The sequence below is a fragment of the Arthrobacter sp. Y3223164 genome, from assembly GCF_059091005.1.
Window position 1 is genome coordinate 1 of sequence record NZ_JBNHGF010000751.1, and the last position, 683, is coordinate 683.

Consider the following 683-nt stretch of genomic DNA (forward strand, 5'->3'; position numbering starts at 1 on the left):
TGCGGCCGACCGGCCCGACGACCTGCAGGCCCAGCTGGCCGTTGCCGACCTGGACGTCTCGGGCGGCCATGTCGAGGACGCCTTCGCCCGCTTGGTGGGTTTCATCAGCCGCCACGCCGGGGATGAACGGGAGGCCGCCCGGGCCCGCCTCGTGGAACTGTTCGACGTGGTGGGCAGCACCGACCCGCGGGTGTCCAAGGCACGCCAGGCTCTGGCCAGGGCGCTCTTCTAAATGGCGCAGGCTGTAGCCGGCGGCCTGTTCGAGCCGCTGAAACTGCGCGGTCTGCAGCTCCTGCACCGCGGCTGGGTGGCGCCGATGTGCCAGTACTCGGTGCGGCGGGAGGACGCGCCCGGGACGCCGAACGACTGGCACCTGATGCATCTGGGCCAGTTCGCCGCCGGAGGGGCTGCGCTGATCCTCACCGAGGCGACAGCGGTTGACGCGGCCGGCCGGATCAGTCCCGAGGACACCGGCATCTGGACCGACGACCAGGCCCAGGCGTGGGGCAGGATCACGGAGTTCGTGCACCGCTATGGCTCGGCGGACACCAAAATCGGGATCCAGTTGGCCCATGCCGGGCGCAAGGCGTCGACCTACGCGCCCTTCGCCCCGAAGTCCGGCTCGGTGCCGCCCGCCGAGGGGGGCTGGCGGACCGTAGGCCCGACGGCTGCCGCCTTTGGCC

The 683-nt window shown here is 71.9% G+C and carries 2 protein-coding genes; both read left to right on the forward strand.

Going from position 1 to position 683, the window contains the following annotated elements; genetic code table 11:
* The coding region (locus AC5RUJ_RS17790; protein ID WP_494156454.1) for a tetratricopeptide repeat protein at positions 1–232 on the forward strand (232 nt) is incomplete at its 5' end.
* Positions 233–683, forward strand: a 451-nt coding sequence (locus tag AC5RUJ_RS17795) for an oxidoreductase (RefSeq protein ID WP_494156455.1), incomplete at its 3' end; no start/stop codon positions are given. It lies immediately after the preceding gene.